Source organism: Phyllobacterium sp. T2-21 (assembly GCF_055378485.1).
This window is the reverse complement of sequence record NZ_AP027914.1, coordinates 210082-224132: the sequence shown is the minus strand read 5'-3', so window position 1 is coordinate 224132 and position 14051 is coordinate 210082. Positions and strand designations below refer to the sequence as shown.

The following is a 14051-nucleotide window of genomic DNA, read 5'->3' as shown; positions in this document are numbered from 1 at the left end:
CGGGTGTCAATCTGCATCCTCGAGTGGCTATAGGAGCAAGCGAAATATGTTGCGCTCGGGCCAAAAAGCCATGCGAACGGCTCTTGTGTAATTTACCGGAAGCGGCAGTGTAGCATTATGGATCACAGTATGTGTCGGTCATATTCTGGTCGTGTTAATCCTGCCTTGGTTGGCATATAATTATCCTGTTACCACGTTTTGGGGTAGGCAGATTTTCTGGAAGGAATGCAAATGGTACGCAGGTTAACGCTTCTCATGGCCGGAGCCCTGATGGGTGCAACGGCAATGGTGGCTGTGCAGGGCGGGCTGCATATAACCGCCGCGGAAGCTGCGGGCACTGACACTTACAAGCAGTTGTCGCTTTTCGGCGAAGTCTTCGAGCGGGTGCGCAACCAGTATGTGACGCCGCCGGATGACCAGAAGCTGATCGAAAGCGCCATCAACGGCATGCTGACGTCGCTCGACCCCCATTCGTCCTACATGAACGCCGAACAGGCGAAGGAAATGTCGGTGCAGACCAAGGGTGAGTTTGGCGGCCTTGGCATTGAAGTCACCATGGAAAACCAGCTGTTGAAGGTGATCACGCCAACGGAAGATGGCCCCGCGTTCAAGGCGGGTGTTCTTGCCGGCGATTATATCTCGCAGATCGACGGAACCGATGTCCGCGGCCTGTCGCTGAATGACGCGGTCGACAAGATGCGCGGTGATGTCAACACGCCCATCGAGCTGACCCTGATCCGTCAGGGCGCCGACAAGCCGATCAAGCTGACCGTCGTGCGCGACGTGGTCAAGGTGAAGGCCGTCAAATACCGCGTCGAGAACGATGTCGGCTATGTCAGGGTCATTTCCTTCACCGAACAGACCTTTGAAGATTTGCAGAAGGCGATCAAGGACATCCAGAGCAAGATTCCCGCCGACAAGCTCAAGGGCTTCGTGCTGGATCTTCGCCTCAATCCGGGTGGCCTGCTCGACCAGGCGGTTGCCGTCTCCGATGCCTTCCTCGACAAGGGTGAAATCGTCTCGACCCGCGCCCGAGACCCGCAGGACATCACCCGCTTCGATGCCCGTCCGGGCGATCTGATCAACGGCAAGCCGATGATCGTCATGATCAATGGCGGTTCTGCCAGTGCGGCTGAAATCGTCGCCGGTGCGCTGCAGGATCAACGCCGGGCGACGGTGCTGGGCACGCGGTCCTTCGGCAAGGGCTCGGTGCAGACGATCATCCCGCTGGGCGAGAATGGCGCGCTGCGGCTGACGACGGCGCTGTATTACACGCCGGCCGGCAAATCGATCCAGGGCAAGGGCATCGTGCCGGATATCGCGGTCGAACAGCCGCTGCCGGACGATCTGAAGGGCCGGGCCGAGCCGATGAGCGAATCCAGCCTGAAGGGCCATATCAAGGGCGTTCAGGAGGATGCGGAAGGATCGGGCTCGATTGCCTATGTCCCGCCGGATCCGAAGGATGACCTGCAGCTGATCGAAGCCCTGAAGCTGCTGCGCGGCGAACAGGCCAATGCGGCATTCCCCGCAGATCCGACGAAAGGCTTTTCCAAGTAACCGGAAAGCCGGAGACCATCATGAAAGGGACGGGCCCGTCCGGTCTGTCCCTTTCGGTTGCCGGCCATTCTGCAACCACCACGATTTCTCATTCTCATCAGGCACAATGGATCTTTCCAATATTATCGAAGCCACGATTTCCTTCACGCGGGAGCATGAAAAATGGGCGCCGGTCATCGTCTTTGCGCTCGGCTTGGTTGAATCTCTGGCCTTGCTCTCCCTGCTTGTTCCCTCCACGATCATCCTTCTGGGCATCGGCGGCCTGTTTGGGGCGAGCGGGCTTCCCTTCTGGCCGCTGCTTGTTTCCGGCGGCATCGGCGCATGCGTGGGCTATACGCTTTCCTATTGGGTGGGGCGGCACTTTCACGAACCCATCTTGAGAAACTGGCCATTTTCCCGTTATCCGGCCATGGTCGAGCGGTCCGAGCGGTTTTTCGAGCGATATGGTGTCTTCAGCGTTTTTCTCGGCCATTTCTTCGGTCCGGTTCGTGCTGTCATTCCGGTTGTCGCCGGGGTGGCCGGCATGACGGAATTCCGGTTTCAGCTGGCCAATATTCCGTCGGGCTTCCTGTGGGCGTTTCTCGTCATCGCTCCGGGCTATTTCTCCACCCAGTCCGACCAGATGAAACCATTCTGGGACTCATTCAAAAGCCTGGCCGGAAGCTGAGTCTACGCAGACATCAGCATCGGCGGTCCGTTTCCCGCGCTTTCATATCAAGGCAAGGTCACGCGGCTGCACGGCGGCAAAGACGCGGTGCAGTCCGGTCTGGTCCAGGCCATACATGCGCTGGAACAGTCCGCCGAGCACGGAGCGGTAATCGGTCAGAACGGGATAGTCGCGGTTCTGGAAAAGATGGGCCTGGTCGACGGCGATCTGTTCACCGACGATGCGGCCACCCTTGATGCCGCCACCCAGAACCCAGTAGACGCTGCCATGGCCGTGATCCGTGCCGCGATTGCCGTTCTCGCGAAACGTGCGGCCGAATTCGGACAGGACCACCACGACGGTGTCCTGCCATTGCGGGCCGATCTCTTCGGCGAACCCGGCAATTCCCCGGCCGAGCTCGCTCAGCCTGTCGGCGAGATAGCCGTTCGCCGCCCCCTGGTTGACATGGGTGTCCCAGCCGCCGACATCGACGAAACCCAGGTTGAACTGCTCGCGCATGAGACGGCCGATCCGACGTGCGGACAGCTCGAACCCCTTGGCGGAGACGGCGCCGCGGCTGGCTTCCATCATGTGATCGGTGATCGCATGGTAGACATCGTCGCGGACGCGAAAGCCTTCCCGCACGGACCCCTCCAATGATTTCCCGTCATACATGGCGCTGATGAGACTCGCCTGGCGGCTGTCGATGCCCGGCTTGCCCACGCTGTTGATCGCGATGTTGGGGACCGGCTCTCCGCCCTGGAACGTGAGCGGCATCTGGTCGGTGAAGGAGATCGGCCGCACGCGTGTCAGGGCGCCGGCGAGGCGCGCCATGAAGCCGGACCGGTAATCCCGCGTGCCGTTGACGTCCTGTCCGAGCTCGATGGTGTCCTGGGTTTCAAAGTGGCTGCGGGTGAGGTCGTCCGTACCGGCGAATGGAATGAAGGCGGCCTGCCCTTTCTGATAGAAGGGGAGGATCGTGTCCTTCAGTGCCGGGTGCAGGCCCCAATTGACGTCGAGGGAAAGCGCCGAGGCGGCATTGGCCGCGTCTGGACGGGCGATAGCGAGGTTCGGCCGCGATGCATAGTAGAAATCACTGCTGACCGGGATCACCACATTGGCGGCATCATAGGCGCCGCGCAGGAACACCACGAGCAGGCGTGCGTCGGTTTTGGGCGCCGCCCAGACGCGCCCGGCAACCGTCATGGAGGTCAGGGCTGCCAGTCCACCAATGAGATCACGGCGATTGATATACATGATCGTCTCCTCGTCGGGTTGCCGTTACTGCATGAATTCGGGTGAGGACAGGAACAGCGTGTTCCAGTCCTGCGGTGAAATCGCCTTGTCGAGGGCGGTCTGCGTGGGCGCTGAAAGCTTCAGATGCAGGCTTGAGAAATACAGCCCGTTCTCGATGAGCGGGAATGCCGGCTGATCCACCGCATCGGGCGTTGCCGCCTTGAAAAGCCCGGCGGAATTGGACCCGATCTGGTGGGCAATCTCAAAGCGCGTCATCATCGCCCCCGATCCGTTCCACGCCGTCGACATCATGGAGTAACCATCGGGGGTCTGGTGGTTATAGAGGCCTTCCGCCAGGCGGTTCAGCCAGTTCTGGACGGGCGCGCTGTTGACGATGACTTTCGTGTCATAGGCAAGACGGATGGCGGAAAGAACATACCGGACAGGATCCTTGAAATGCCCGCCAAGCGAGGCTGTAAATTCGGGGGAATGGAACAGCGTGTCGAGGACGCTCGCGATATTGCCATCCGTCCGCATGAAGGTCTGCGCCATCCGGTCAACCAGGGCTGGCGGCGGGACATCGGCGACAAAATAGGTGGCGAGCTGCCGGGACACATGCTGGGCCGTTGCCGGCTGTTTGCATAGAATATCGAGCGCTTCTTCAACTTCGGCAAAGCCGCGCCCTTTGATCGTTCGCCCCAGGAAAACCTTGTCGCCGAAATCATGGCGTGCCGGATTGAATTCAAACAAACCATCGCGCACGAGCAGCGGCTGCAGGTCCGGTTTCAGCTTGGGATTGTCCGGTTTGAGATCGATCCCGACACCCGTGAGGATGCGCGCCAGTTCCTCGACATCCTTCTGCGTATAGCCGGAGCCGACGCCCATGGTGTGCAGCTCCATGATCTCCCGGGCGTAATTTTCGTTGATGTGGCCAACGGCGTTGTCGGCATTGTCGAGGTAGCGGATCATGGCGGGGTGACGCAGCGTTGCGTCCAGCAGATCGTGAAACCGGCCGAGCGCGTGCGCGCGGATGGCCTTGTTCTCGTAGTCGCCGAGAAGGATGCGCAGATTGGCCTTGTATTGATGAACGTTGAAATGATTGAACCAGAACCACGTCATCCGTTCGCGCAGCTGATCGGGTGAATAGAGCGCCCGCAACAGGCTGGCGGTTGCTGCCTGCCGGGCCATGTCGCTCATGCCATCCTGAAAAGCCTTTTGCGCAATGGCTTTCTGGTCGGGATCGGCCGTCTGGTTGGCGGTGCGCCCCTGCGCGTCGAAGTCCGTGGCAAGATCGAAGGCGGATTTCTGGCTGACCGGCAAGGCCTCGATCTGTGCCCGGACCGCTGCCGGTAGTGCATCGGACGCGGGATGGAGTTGCGTTTGCAGCCATTTTTCCCGGCCAAGCGTGTGATAGGCCGCCATCGTCGATGGATTGACACCCCACGTTATTGCATCGACCAGCGCAAGATCGCGCACGATCTGCGCTGCAGGGTTGTCAGCGGCCGGCGCTGCCGCCGCGTGGAGCGGGCTGAGCAGGATCAGCCCGCAGATTGAAAATCTTGCTATTCGACCCCTGTGCATGCTCTCACTCCGCCGAATAAAGGTTGGGTGCATCGCAACGGCGTTTCCCGTTGCCGATGCCGATTCTTATTTGGGGCAGGCGGGCTGATCCTGGCCGCCGCACTCTTTCTTCATGCCGGGCTTTTGCGGCACATGTGGCTGGGGCCTTCCGGCTGGCGGCCTTACCTCGACCTGCCGTCGCGGCTGCACTTGCACTGGCGTATGGGCTTGCGGCACGGGACTGGACGGCCTGTTCACCTGCGCATTGACCCGTGCCTGGTTCTGCGGTTGAGCCCTTTGAACCGGCGGTCGGGGAGCGGCCTGATCGCGCGGACGCGGGCTGGCATTCAGTTTTGCAACCGCCGGTGGAATGGTCCGGGGTTGAGGATTGGGCGCAGCCTTGTGCCTGGCCTGTGCGGCAATAGTGGGCTGGCGGTTGACAGCAGCCGGCAAGGCATTTTTCCCGGCTTTGTTCCGGCCGGTCGACACCGCAGCTTTCCCGGGGGCAAGCGGTGCGGCACTGCTTGGGGCAGCCGGGAGGGCGTGCCCCGGCAATGGCGGCTTGACCACTGCGGCGTTGGCTTTTCCGGGTGTTTTCGTCACAGCCTGCGGGGCTGGTGTCTGCACCGGTGCCGGGTTTTGCAGTGCGGGTTTGCCGTTGACGAGGGGCAGGCGGCTGCCGTTGGTTCCGGGGAGCGAATGGCTGTCCTGCGGTTTGATGGCCGCGGGTACCGGGCCCGGCGCGGCGGGTTTGGCGGGTGCGACGGGATTTTGATTTGGCATGACTGCCGCCTTCTTCTGTACCGATGGCGGCAGGGCAACGTGCAGGGCGGCCGCCGCGGCTCCCACCGCAACAGCGGCACCGGCAACTTTCGCGCCGGTGCTCAGGCCAGGGCTGGGGGCAGCCGCAGGTTCTTGCACGATCGTCGTGGTGTTGTTGATCACCGTGTTATGAATATTGTTGAAGATGACATTGTTTTCAGGCGGTGCAATGTCACGTGCCGGGCGGACCCACTCGGCCACGGGCACGAATACAGGCACCGGCAGAACATAGAGATCGACAGGTGGGGGCGGGGGTGCCAGCACGATGAAATCGGGCGGCGGTGGCGGCAGGAAGATCACCGGCGGCGGTGGCGGCGGCGCAAGGTCGAATTCGGGATCATCGAAATACAGGACCGGGCGGTCGACATAGATGATTTCCGTTTCAGGCGGCGGCGGCACGTCGTAAGCAATCACCGTGAAGGATGCGGGCGGCTCCAGCGCGGCCTCGAAATGGTCAAGTCGCCGGCGGGCATCCCAGCCGTGCGGACCATGCGGATAGCGGCGCAGATATGACCAATAGGCTTCCGGCGTGTCTGCGACCCAGGTTTGGCGCCATGTGATCGCCTCACGCCGGGCAGCGACAATGGCCCGCACACGCTTGGCCATCGGGTCGCTGGGATAAGCGGCAAGAAAATCCTCGTACCCGCGCAGCGTATCGCGATCGAGCGCAGCGAGATAGGCATCGCGAGCATCGAAATCGCGAATGGCCTTGGCCCGCATCGCACCGCCCTGCAGCGCGGAGACTTGCTGTGCCGGCGCATCGGGGCCTTTGTCGAAGAAAAGGAACGGCGTGCGGAATTTCGAGGCATTCCAAGGCAGTTCCCCGCCCTTGGTCGCATCGCTCACCCGCAGGCGCGTGCGATCGAAGACGTCATCAAGCCCCAGCCCGCCGACACGGATCATCTCGGCAAGGGCGTGCGCATAGGCGCCGTAAGGCCCGGGCTCTGGCGGAGCGACGGTTCCGGGCGCTGCATTGAAGCCGATCAGGACATTGGGATCGGGATCGACAATGGCCAATCCCCCTGCCAGCGGCTGATCCGATCGGACGAATGGGTTGGTTCGGGCCGCGTCGAGCACCATGATGGTGCCCTTGTTTTGCAAAGCGGCAAGCGATTTGGTGAAATCGGAGACCCGTATGGCTTCAACGGGAACATCGGTTGCGCGCGTCATTTTCGCATCGACACCGGCGAAATAGTTTTCGCCTTCATACTGCAGGCCGTACCCGGCGAGATAAACGAAGACGACGGTGTCGGGCCCGGAGGCCGTCGCCTTGTCGAGAAAATCCCGGAAGGTATGGCGCAACGAATCCTGATCAAGATCCCTCGCTCCGACCACATCAAATCCTGCGGCCTGTAATGTTTGTGCAATCAGGCCGGCATCGTTGGCGGGTGTCGGCAGCGGACCGGTTTGATAGGCCGAATTGCCGATGACGAGAGCGATTCTTTTCTCCAACGGCGCCTGGGCCTGGGCCAGGCCGGGAATGGCTAGGGAGCCGAGCACCAGAAGTACGGCAAGACATGTCCGGATTATTCGCATCTCGATCACCTCATTGCAAAGCACGCACGTGCAGCAGGATTATGGTGTGCTTTGAAAGCGGCACGCAAAAATCGTGCTCCATGATTCCGGCAAAATCGTGGGATCGGCGCTTTAAATCTGCTTTGATCAATGCTTTCGAAATTGCTGAGTATAATCAATGTGGCATGGTTGACGGGACGTCCTGCACCGGGAATTGCCGCGGCGGAATACGCAATAAAACACCGGTCTGTTGCCAGACCGGTGCCTTTGATCGTTGAAAAAGATCTTGGTCATTGGAAAAGAGTGCATCTGAAGACCAAAGCCCTCGAAAGATACTCTAGCCATTTAAATCGATTTGAAAATTGGTAGTTCCACCTAGAGAGCGGAGCCACCGATGGGATTGCGGCTCAGGCAGATTGCTCTGCCTTTCCTTGCCACCGGAGCGGTGGCGGCTTGCTGATTGCATTTCTGATCACCTGTTTCACATGGACTTGGCTGGCATAGACTCATAAAGTCGGTTGCAGAGCCATTCAGATGGGGAGCAGTGTTGGCTATCGACCGCGTTGCACGCAAACTGGTTGCCATTCTGGCAATCGATATGGTCAGTTATTCGCGCCATATGGAAACCGATGAGGCCGCCACGATAGCGCGCATGCGCGTTCATCGTCAGCAGCTGATCGATCCGGTTCTGCGGGAACACAATGGACGCATCGTCAAGACGACGGGCGACGGGCTGCTTGTCGAATTCGGCAGCGTTGTCGACGCGGTCGAAAGTGCGGTTCTGATCCAGCGCGGCGTGGCGGACGCCGAAGCGGACATGCCGCGCGAACACCGCATTCAATATCGTGCAGGCATCAACATAGGCGATATCGTCATTGACGGTGATGATATCTTTGGTGACGGCGTCAATATCGCCGCAAGGATGGAAGCCTTGGCTGAACCGGGTGGTATCTCGATCACCGCGAATGTGTTCGAGCAGGTCGCGGGCAAGGTGGCCTTTACCTTTGAAGATCTTGGCGAGCGGCAGGTCAAGAACATCAGGAAGCGCATACGCGTCTACCGGGTTGTGCTGGAGATCATGGCGGGTGCCAAACGCCCCCGATCCGATGCGCCATCGGCCGACGGTGTCGCCAAGCCGGCCATAGCCGTCCTGCCGTTCCAGGATATGAGTGCCGACAAGGACCAGGAGTATTTTGCCGACGGTATCGCCGAAGACATCATTACCGGGCTGGCGCGCAACCAGGCATTCTTTGTCATCGCCCGCAATTCATCCTTTACCTACAGGGGCGGCGCCGTCGACATAAAGCAGGTCGCCGGGGAACTCGGCGTGCGCTATGTGCTGGAAGGCAGCGTGCGGCGCAGCGGTCCCCGGGTGCGGATCACCGCGCAGCTGATCGATGCGGCGACCGGCAATCACATCTGGGCCGAGCAGTTCGACCGGCAGATGGATGACATCTTCGCTGTCCAGGACGACATCACGGCGAGCATAGTCGGCGTGGTGACGCCCGAACTCATCGGCGCGGAGATGAAGCGGGCTCGCCGGAAAGATCCCGCCAACCTCAGCGCGTGGGATTATGTCATGCGAGCGAACTGGCATGCCTGGCGCTGGACAAGGGAAGACAGCGCGGCAGCCAAGGACTTTGCCCTGAAGGCAATAGCCCTTGATCCGAACCTGGCGCGTGCACGGGTGGTGCATGCCATGTGCGATATCATCGATGTGCTGTACGCCTGGAGCCCCAATCCGCCGCAGGCCATGAACGAAGCCCACGAGATGGCGCGCGTCGCGGTTGAACTGGATGAACGGGATGCCGAAGCGCATACGATCCTCGGTTCGGTCGCCCTGTTCATGCGGCGGTTCGACGATGCGCGCCGATGCCTGGAAACGGCCATCGATATCAATCCCAATCTGGCGTTCGCACGCATGTGGGGCGGCGGATATTATGCGCTGGCGGGTGAAAGCGGCAATGCACGCGAAACCCTGAAGATGGCCATACGGCTCAGCCCGCGCGACCCGGCCAATTACTGGACCTTCGCATTTTTCGGCATGGCCGAGTTTGCCGACGGGCTTTATGACGCTGCGGCGGAATGGGCGCGCAAGGCGCTGCATCTCAATCCCAATTTTCCGACCGGTCACAGGGTTCTTCTGGCGGCACTCGGCGAGATGGACAATGCAGACGCGACGCGTGCCGCGCTTGACCGCCTTCTCCATGTCGCCCCGGGGACCAGCATTGCCACGACACGTGCCGGTGTTCCCTGGCGAAACCCCGAGCATTTGCAGCGCTATCTCGATGCGCTGCGCAAGGCGGGGCTGCCGGAGTGATGCGGCAGCCCTGGCATTGCCGTCAGGACGACAGTGCCTCCTGCATCTCGGTTTGTGTCGGCGGCTTGCGGCCCGCCTCGCGTGAAACCGGGATCAGCCAGGTCGTGGCAAAGGTGAGGATGGCAACGGTGAACACCCCCCAGAAACTCCAGTGCAAGGCGGAGTGAAACACCAGGCGGATGGCGGGGTTCGTCGCCAGGCTGGACAGGCCTGACGGCTGGTTGATCACCTCGTGCAGTTTGTTGGCGAGATCACCGCTGCCGAAATGCGCAATCCCGATATTGAGTATGGCACCGAGGGTTGTTGCGCCGAGGGTGTTGCCGAGGCTGCGCGAGAAGATGATCGATGCCGTGGCACTGCCGCGCATCGACCATTCGACACTTTCCTGTACGAGAACGACGCTGGTGACGCTGATCAGTCCCATGCCGAAACCCATGAGGAAGGAACCGACGCCGGCAGGGACGGGGCTGCTTTCGGGTGTGAGGAAGAGCAGAAAGGACGCGCCGATCGGAAACATCAGGCTGCCGGCGCGCAGGGTCCTGCGGATTCCAAACGCGCGAAACAGCCGGATGGACAGCATGACGGCGAGCGGCCAGCCGACGATGAGCATGGTTAGCGTGAAGCCGGCAACGAGCGGCGAGCGTCCCAGGACGCCCTGGACATAAATCGGCAGGACGGTGGTCAACCCGATCAGCGCCATGCCGGCGAGAAGCGTCGCTATGTTGCTGGTGGCGACAAGCCGGCGGCTCCACAGGGCAAGCGAAATGATGGGCTCCGGCGCCCGGCGCTCCTGCATGAAGAACAGGATGGCAGTCACGATGAACACGGCAGCCAGCGCGGCGAGGATCGACAGATCGGCGTCCGTTTCGGTCAGGATGACCATCAGCGAGACGATGGCGATCGAAAACAGGATGGTGCCGAGATAGTCGATCCGGGCTTTGCGCGGCTCGATTTTTTCATGCAGGAACAGCGTAAAGCCGATGATCGTCAGCAGGCCGATCGGCAGGTTGATCCAGAAGATCCACGCCCAGGAAAAATGATCCACGATCAGGCCGCCGGCGAGGGGGCCGGTTACGGCGGAAATTGCCCAGACGCTGGCCAGAATGCCCTGCACCTTGGCGCGTTCCTCAAGCCTGTAGAGATCGCCGACGATGGTCATCGTCACGGGCTGGATGGCTCCGGCACCCAGCCCCTGCAGCAGGCGGAATGCGATCAATGACGTCATCGACCAGGCAAAACCGGCCAGTGCCGAGCCGGCAAGGAAAATAACAATGCCACCGATGAGCATGGGTTTGCGGCCGAAAATATCGGACAGCTTGCCGTAGATCACCGTTGTCGTCGACTGTGCCAGCAGGAAGGCCGAGAAGACCCAGCTGTAATAGGTGAAACCGCCGAGCTGCCCGACAATGCGCGGCATTGCCGTGGCAACGATGGTGGCTTCAATGGCGACCATGAATGTTGCCAGCATGATGGAGGCAACAATCAACGGACGTTTTGAACGTTCAACCGATTGAGACATGTGTTGTTCTGGCTTTCCACTCGCCGGGATAGTGGTTGACGGGTCACGGAAGACCTCAGGCGAGCTGTATATGTGCGGGATCGGGATCGGGTTGGCGGCAAGGGGCTCAAAATCGCGGCTTGCACGCCATACTTCAACGCCTCGAAACGCCGGTTGTCAATCTCCCCGATGCACACTCCTGACATCCCGGCGCGTGATTCAATCTTGCACTCGCCGGAAAATTGAAGTCCTCTCGGGCCCTGTTTTGAATCAGGATTCGCCCAAGGGGAACAGAATGTCCTTCCAGAAACTCGATGAACTCGGCCACAGGCTTGAAGCCCTTGAACACGCGCTTGCCATTCTCGGCGCCGACGAGGCCACCCATATGGCCGTCGGCGGCGGTGAAAAGCGGGCGGAAGCCATGGGCACGCTGGCGGGGATGTATCATCGCCAGGCATCTGCGCCCGAAATCGCCGACTGGATCGATGCGGCGGAGCGCGAGGACCTGGACGAGGAACAGGTCGCGGCTGTCAGGGAGTTCAAGCGGCACTATGTCAATCTGACCTGCCTGCCCGCTGAATTCGTCGAGCGCCAGACGAACACACGTATGCGCTGCGAGCAGTTATGGCGCGACCTGCGTGCCAAGAATGACTGGGCCGGATTCCTGCCGGCGCTCGAAGGTGTCATTGCACTGGCGCGCGAAGAAGCAGCCATGCGCTCGCAGGTTCTCGGCCTTGGTCTTTATGATTCGATGATCGAGCAATATGACCCCGGCAATCGCACGGCGGATATCGCGCCGGTATTCGACACGTTGAAAACCTTCCTCAAGGACTTCGTGCCGGAGGCGCTGGCCGTGCAGGCGGAAAGGCTGGCAAAACGCCCGCTGAAACCCTTGTCCGGTGTTTATCCAATCGACAGGCAGCGCGAGCTTGGTCTTGCCATGATGGCGGCAGTTGGCTTCGACCTTTCCCATGGCAGCCTTTCCGTATCGCACCATCCGTTCTGTGGGGGCGTGCCGAGCGACGTGCGCATAACGACACGCTACCGGACGACGGAGTTTCTCTCCTCGCTGATGGGCGTGCTGCACGAAACCGGTCACGCGCTTTATGAACAGAACCTGCCGAAAAAGTGGTCGCATTGGCCGCTGGGGAAGGCGCGGGGAATGGCGGTGCACGAAAGCCAGAGCCTGTTTGTCGAAAAGCAGCTCGGCCGCAACCCCGCATTCTGGCAATGGGCTCTGCCGGTTGTCGACAAATATCTGGGTGAATCCTGGTCTATGGATGACATCATTCCGCATGTTCACCGCGTCGAACGCGGACTGATCCGGGTCGATGCCGATGAGGTGACCTATCCGCTGCATGTCATCTTGCGTTTCGAACTCGAACAGGACCTGATCCAAGGCAGATTGCAGCCGGTTGACCTGCCCGAGGCATGGGATGCGAAGATGCGCGACTACCTCGGATTGTCAACGATTGATAACCCGGCGGACGGGCCCATGCAGGATGTGCACTGGGCAAGCGGCGCCTTTGGCTATTTCCCGTCCTATACCCTCGGGGCGATGATGGCTGCGCAACAATGGGCGGCGCTGACAAAGGAATATCCGGCTGCCGACAGGGATGTCGCAAGGGGAGAGTTTGCGGCCATCAACGGCTGGCGGCGTGACAAGATCTGGTCTCAGGCATCGCGCTGGTCGACGCCGGAACTGCTTGAACGCGCCACCGGCGAAAAGCTCAACGCGGACCACTTCATCGGCCATATCCGTGCGCGCTATGGTGCGGTGTAAACGCTTGCAGCGGATGATGTTTGCGCCGCGCCGGGCTTGATAACCGGGGCGGGCGGACACAAATATGCACCAACACACTTGATGGTTGGCCGGACATGCCGCAATCACGCTGACCCCTGATGGAAGGGAAACATATGCGCAAATATGAGAAGAACTCTGACGTGATCTCGAAACTCTCTCCGGAGCAGTTTCGTGTCACCCAGCAGAACGGGACCGAACGTCCCGGAACGGGCGAATATCTGGACAACAAGGAACCGGGCATTTACGTTGATATCGTTTCCGGCGAGCCCCTGTTTGCCTCATCCGACAAGTTTGAATCGGGATGCGGCTGGCCCAGTTTCACCAAGCCCATCGAGCCTGCCCATGTGAACGAGCTGCGCGACGACAGTTACGGCATGGTGCGCATTGAAGTGCGCTCCAGCCATGGCGACAGCCATCTCGGGCATGTTTTCCCCGATGGTCCGCAGGATCGCGGCGGGCTGCGCTACTGCATAAACTCGGCCTCGCTCCGGTTCGTCCATCGGGATGACATGGAGGCGGAGGGCTATGGAGCCTATCTCAATCAGGTGGAGGAAATCGGATGACAAGCGAACGCGCAGTCCTTGCCGGCGGTTGTTTCTGGGGCATGCAGGATTTGATCCGTCGTTATGACGGCGTCCTGTCGACCCGCGTCGGCTATTCCGGCGGTGATGTCGAGAACGCAACCTACCGCAACCATGGCACCCATGCGGAAGCCATCGAAATCATTTTCGATCCCGCACGGATCAGCTACCGGAACATTCTGGAATTCTTTTTCCAGATTCACGATCCCACAACGCTCAACCGCCAGGGCAACGATCTGGGATTGAGTTACCGCTCGGCGATTTTCTATGCGAATGAAGAGCAGAAGCGGATTGCCGAGGACACGATTGCCGATGTCGATGCGTCCGGTCTGTGGCCGGGAAAGGTCGTGACCGAGCTCGCACCGGTCGGCGATTTCTGGGAGGCGGAGCCGGAACACCAGGATTATCTGGAACGGTATCCCAACGGATATACCTGTCATTTCGTCCGGCCCGGCTGGAAGCTTCCTGTGCGGGACAAGGCGGCAGCATCGGGAGCCTGATGCTGCCGCCCG

General features: G+C 60.6%; 10 protein-coding genes. 6 read left to right on the top strand and 4 right to left on the bottom strand.

The features are described from left to right. Nucleotides 1-231: 231 nt before the first annotated feature. Both ACZ5FP_RS21365 and ACZ5FP_RS21360 read left to right on the top strand, forming a co-directional pair. Nucleotides 232-1557: a S41 family peptidase gene (locus ACZ5FP_RS21365; RefSeq protein ID WP_464664059.1), complete on the top strand. Its 1326-nt coding sequence runs from the start codon at nt 232-234 to the stop codon at nt 1555-1557. A 106-nt stretch (nt 1558-1663) separates the two neighbouring features. Then, nucleotides 1664-2224, top strand: coding sequence for a DedA family protein (locus ACZ5FP_RS21360; RefSeq protein ID WP_464664057.1), 561 nt, complete (start codon nt 1664-1666; stop codon nt 2222-2224). 42 nt (nt 2225-2266) lie between these two features. Here the strand turns inward: ACZ5FP_RS21360 and ACZ5FP_RS21355 are convergent, their stop codons facing one another. The 3 genes from ACZ5FP_RS21355 to ACZ5FP_RS21345 all read right to left on the bottom strand — a co-directional run bounded on the left by ACZ5FP_RS21355 (nt 2267) and on the right by ACZ5FP_RS21345 (nt 7357). Then, a complete protein-coding gene (locus ACZ5FP_RS21355) occupies nt 2267-3454 on the bottom strand; it encodes a DUF1501 domain-containing protein (RefSeq protein WP_464664461.1) in 1188 nt (395 codons plus the stop codon). Between the two features lie 30 nt (nt 3455-3484). Beyond that, nucleotides 3485-5020 (bottom strand): DUF1800 domain-containing protein, encoded by a 1536-nt coding sequence (locus ACZ5FP_RS21350; RefSeq protein ID WP_464664055.1) that lies wholly within the window; start codon nt 5018-5020, stop codon nt 3485-3487. Nucleotides 5021-5086: 66 nt separating this feature from the next. Then, nucleotides 5087-7357 carry a caspase family protein gene (locus ACZ5FP_RS21345; protein ID WP_464664053.1) on the bottom strand — a complete coding sequence of 757 codons (2271 nt, stop codon included), beginning with the start codon at nt 7355-7357 and terminating at the stop codon, nt 5087-5089. A gap of 526 nt (nt 7358-7883) precedes the next feature. On the opposite strand from ACZ5FP_RS21345, the gene ACZ5FP_RS21340 reads away from it, so the two are divergent. Next, entirely contained in the window at nt 7884-9656 is a 1773-nt protein-coding gene (locus ACZ5FP_RS21340) for an adenylate/guanylate cyclase domain-containing protein (RefSeq protein WP_464664051.1), read from the top strand. Between the two features lie 22 nt (nt 9657-9678). Here ACZ5FP_RS21340 and ACZ5FP_RS21335 read toward each other — a convergent pair whose 3' ends face one another. Continuing rightward, on the bottom strand, nt 9679-11175 hold the full coding sequence (locus tag ACZ5FP_RS21335) for an MDR family MFS transporter (RefSeq protein WP_464664049.1): 1497 nt from the start codon (nt 11173-11175) through the stop codon (nt 9679-9681). Nucleotides 11176-11449: 274 nt separating this feature from the next. On the opposite strand from ACZ5FP_RS21335, the gene ACZ5FP_RS21330 reads away from it, so the two are divergent. The 3 genes from ACZ5FP_RS21330 to msrA all read left to right on the top strand — a co-directional run bounded on the left by ACZ5FP_RS21330 (nt 11450) and on the right by msrA (nt 14039). Next, nucleotides 11450-12937 carry a carboxypeptidase M32 gene (locus ACZ5FP_RS21330; RefSeq protein WP_464664048.1) on the top strand — a complete coding sequence of 496 codons (1488 nt, stop codon included), beginning with the start codon at nt 11450-11452 and terminating at the stop codon, nt 12935-12937. A gap of 134 nt (nt 12938-13071) precedes the next feature. After that, complete coding sequence (gene msrB / locus ACZ5FP_RS21325) at nt 13072-13521, top strand: peptide-methionine (R)-S-oxide reductase MsrB (RefSeq protein WP_288194906.1); 450 nt, start codon at nt 13072-13074, stop codon at nt 13519-13521. Then, nucleotides 13518-14039 (top strand): peptide-methionine (S)-S-oxide reductase MsrA, encoded by a 522-nt coding sequence (gene msrA, locus ACZ5FP_RS21320; protein WP_464664046.1) that lies wholly within the window; start codon nt 13518-13520, stop codon nt 14037-14039. The genes msrB and msrA overlap by 4 nt, the downstream gene beginning before the upstream one ends. Nucleotides 14040-14051 lie beyond the last annotated feature (12 nt).

Excerpts from the sequence above, each read along its gene's own strand:
- ACZ5FP_RS21365 (WP_464664059.1), top strand. The coding sequence starts at position 232 with ATGGTACGCAGGTTAACGCTTCTCATGGCCGGAGCCCTGATGGGTGCA.
- ACZ5FP_RS21360 (WP_464664057.1), top strand. The coding sequence starts at position 1,664 with ATGGATCTTTCCAATATTATCGAAGCCACGATTTCCTTCACGCGGGAG.
- ACZ5FP_RS21350 (WP_464664055.1), bottom strand. The coding sequence starts at position 5,020 with ATGCACAGGGGTCGAATAGCAAGATTTTCAATCTGCGGGCTGATCCTG.
- ACZ5FP_RS21345 (WP_464664053.1), bottom strand. The coding sequence starts at position 7,357 with ATGCGAATAATCCGGACATGTCTTGCCGTACTTCTGGTGCTCGGCTCC.
- ACZ5FP_RS21335 (WP_464664049.1), bottom strand. The coding sequence starts at position 11,175 with ATGTCTCAATCGGTTGAACGTTCAAAACGTCCGTTGATTGTTGCCTCC.
- ACZ5FP_RS21330 (WP_464664048.1), top strand. The coding sequence starts at position 11,450 with ATGTCCTTCCAGAAACTCGATGAACTCGGCCACAGGCTTGAAGCCCTT.
- msrB (WP_288194906.1), top strand. The coding sequence starts at position 13,072 with ATGCGCAAATATGAGAAGAACTCTGACGTGATCTCGAAACTCTCTCCG.
- msrA (WP_464664046.1), top strand. The coding sequence starts at position 13,518 with ATGACAAGCGAACGCGCAGTCCTTGCCGGCGGTTGTTTCTGGGGCATG.